Consider the following 2817-nt stretch of genomic DNA (forward strand, 5'->3'; position numbering starts at 1 on the left):
CACCTTTTTATTTTATAAAGGAACACATGTAGCCATAGTTCCACCTAAATGTATTAATAAGAAACCTCTATCATTCCAATCACATAATCCTCCAGCAGCTGCAAGAGCAGACAATGCCCCAGCTACCAACATTGGTAATCCTAGTTCGGAAGCAAGAGCTGCTACTCCAGCACCAGCCCATAATAATTTTTGGGCTTTAACAGCTTGATCATGTGTAATTCTATATGTAGCTCTTGGTATTGCTGCTGATTGTACTTCTGATTGGCTAATTATATTAGAAATTTTGGATCTATTAATATTAATATCTAAAAGATTACTGCCAAATGAAATTTCACCTTTTTCAATTGATTTATTAAGTTCATTAATTACTGATTCGAATCTATTAAATGCTTCCTCTCTGACACCTGCATCTGAAGCGGATTTATAGTAGTTTTTAATAGTTCCGTTCTCTGTGATAATGGATTTTTCCTCAAGGTCAGATTTAGCGATTTCTAAACCAATATCGAGATTATTATCAGTTTCAGCTATAGTAATTGGAGTTCCGAAGTTGGAATTTATTTTTTGAAGTTGTTCCTTATCTACTGGTTTTTCACATTTGCAATCTGTGTTGTTTTCATATGGAGTTTGGGCAAATGTATTCATTGGAACTAAGGTACTAACTAATGCACAACTTAATACGCCTGTAATTAATTTTGTTTTTAAGCTAAATTTCTTCACAATCATTCTCCTTTTTTTTACATTTTTTCAACTTCTTTCTTAATGATATATTGAAATTTAATATAAAGTAATATTTAATTAAAAATATATTTTGATAAATTTTTAATTAAATATTCAGAATTTTAAATTAACAATTTTGCTTTATGGGATAGCATCCCATGCCCATCAAGTTAACCAAGTAATTTACTAGGTAGGGTATCTTTGCCCATCCCCTCGAAACGGGGGAATAGCAAGCAAACTATAGACAAAGTCCTTATAAATACAGGGTTTTAACTTCTTTTAATAATCTACATGTCAAAACGTATACATTTTAATTGACACATTTCAAATAATCATAAGTTGTATTTTTGAAATGAAAAATTCTAGATTTATAGCTATGTCATAAAGTGTACTTTTTGACATGGTGTGTAAATTTCTAATTAAATAAGCTTCTTCTCCCTTTTCGGGGGTTTGGGAAAAAATTAACCATATTACAATTTTTGTATAATAAAGCAATATTTAGAATGATAACAAAAATTTTTAGCATGACAAATTGTATTTTCAGATACACAACGTTTGAAATAGAAATATATCCTTAACTAAAGATAAAAGGACCCATTAATTGAGTCCTTTTATCTGACTTATTACCACTTGATTTTTCAGCCTATTGCCTAATTTGTATTTTACCACAGTTTTCAATAGAGACATATATGGGGTACCGCCATCATTTCGGAAAAAAACCACGCTAAGAGTATACAAGATTTTATACAGTTTTTCAGCTAATCCAGTAACAAATGAGAATTTTAAAACCGCGCCAGGATAGGAATGTATAAAACAATGCATAGAATCACAAAAAGAAAAAAGGCGAATCCCTTGTGAGAGTAAGGGCCGCCTATTGTCCTTGCTACCAATAATGTTACGTTATGTTAACTTTACATGAATATCTTATTCATCCGAATTTGCACAAGATTGTCCTTGCTGATGGTACAATTAGGATAACGGAGGAGTATTATGGGATATCTTAATCAGCTTTATGTAATACTGTTTTTTATAATCGGCATGGCAATATTCGAATTCTTCAAATCTGATTCACCAAAAACAAAGGATAAAAATCTAATGTTCATAATGGGCAGTTTAGGGGTAAATCTATGCACAATTCCAGTGGCTTTTTTTATAGGTGTGATGGCGACAGACTCTCCAGATAGTACTGAACTTGATTTTTGGAGAGGATTTCTCTTTATTCAAGCAATACCGCTCCTCATACTACTTGTAGCTTTGATATGGTGGCTTATCCGTAAGGGCAAAGAAAAAATCGACATATAGAATTTTAAAATGACTTCCGCTAACGAGAATTATGTAAATGAGCTGTCCATATGGACGGCTTCTTGTCTTTTTTGCTTAGCGTGTTTTTTTCCAAAATGCTGGCGGTACCCCATACCCATCAAGCTAAAAAAACGAGTTACCCCAAAACAATAAAAACGAGCAAAATGCACAAAATTTTCGTTCTGGGGGTATTATGAGATCTTATAACTTGATGGGGACATGGGGCGGTATCCCTTATAAGGATTGTCGTAATGAAGAGAGCTTTTTCCATTATTTGAGAATATTCAGTACAAATGTTGTGGTAAATGTGGTCATTTGTGGTACAAAAAAAGGATAGAACACACAGAATTATTCTGCTTGTGTCTATCCTCTTCTTTTATTCATATATATAATGTGTAACATTATATATTTATTTTTGTTGAAACAAAGATTGATTCAAATTTCTTGAATCTAAATAAAACAAAACAGGATATGGGATTTTTTAATTTAAATAATACTTCAATTAGGCGAAGTGTGGGTCCCGGGTAGTTCACAGAATTACAGAAATATAAAAATAACAAATTTGGTTGTAGGAATAACAAAAATATAGTTTCAAGATGAGCGTTTGGTTTTAAAATTGGTAAGATAATATTTTTATATTCAATCAATGCAACATTTTATGTTTTGTTTGTTTTATATAATAATTGTTTTATTTGTTTTATTTGTTTATATGTTTTAGGTGCATGAAATATATTGATATATAAGGAATTGTGACACTTAACTATAACAAAAGTGGTTTTAAAGATAACAAATTTGGTT

At 31.1% G+C, this 2817-nt stretch carries 2 protein-coding genes; one reads left to right on the plus strand and one right to left on the minus strand.

From position 1 onward, the window contains the following. Positions 1-12: 12 nt before the first annotated feature. Positions 13-717: a hypothetical protein gene (locus V7024_RS19650; RefSeq protein ID WP_438824487.1), complete on the minus strand. Its 705-nt coding sequence runs from the start codon at positions 715-717 to the stop codon at positions 13-15. Positions 718-1707: 990 nt separating this feature from the next. Here V7024_RS19650 and V7024_RS19655 point away from each other — a divergent pair. Then, the gene (locus V7024_RS19655; protein ID WP_335522974.1) at positions 1708-2019 is read left to right on the plus strand and encodes a hypothetical protein; all 312 of its coding nucleotides are present in this window, start codon (positions 1708-1710) and stop codon (positions 2017-2019) included. Positions 2020-2817: the final 798 nt, after the last annotated feature.

It is taken from the genome of Bacillus sp. JJ864 (genome assembly GCF_036963045.1).
GTDB lineage: Bacteria > Bacillota > Bacilli > Bacillales > Bacillaceae_G > Bacillus_A > Bacillus_A pseudomycoides_C.

What these genes read in the sequence shown, in the direction of transcription:
- V7024_RS19655 (WP_335522974.1), top strand. Translation starts at nt 1,708, where the DNA reads ATGGGATATCTTAATCAGCTTTATGTAATACTGTTTTTTATAATCGGC.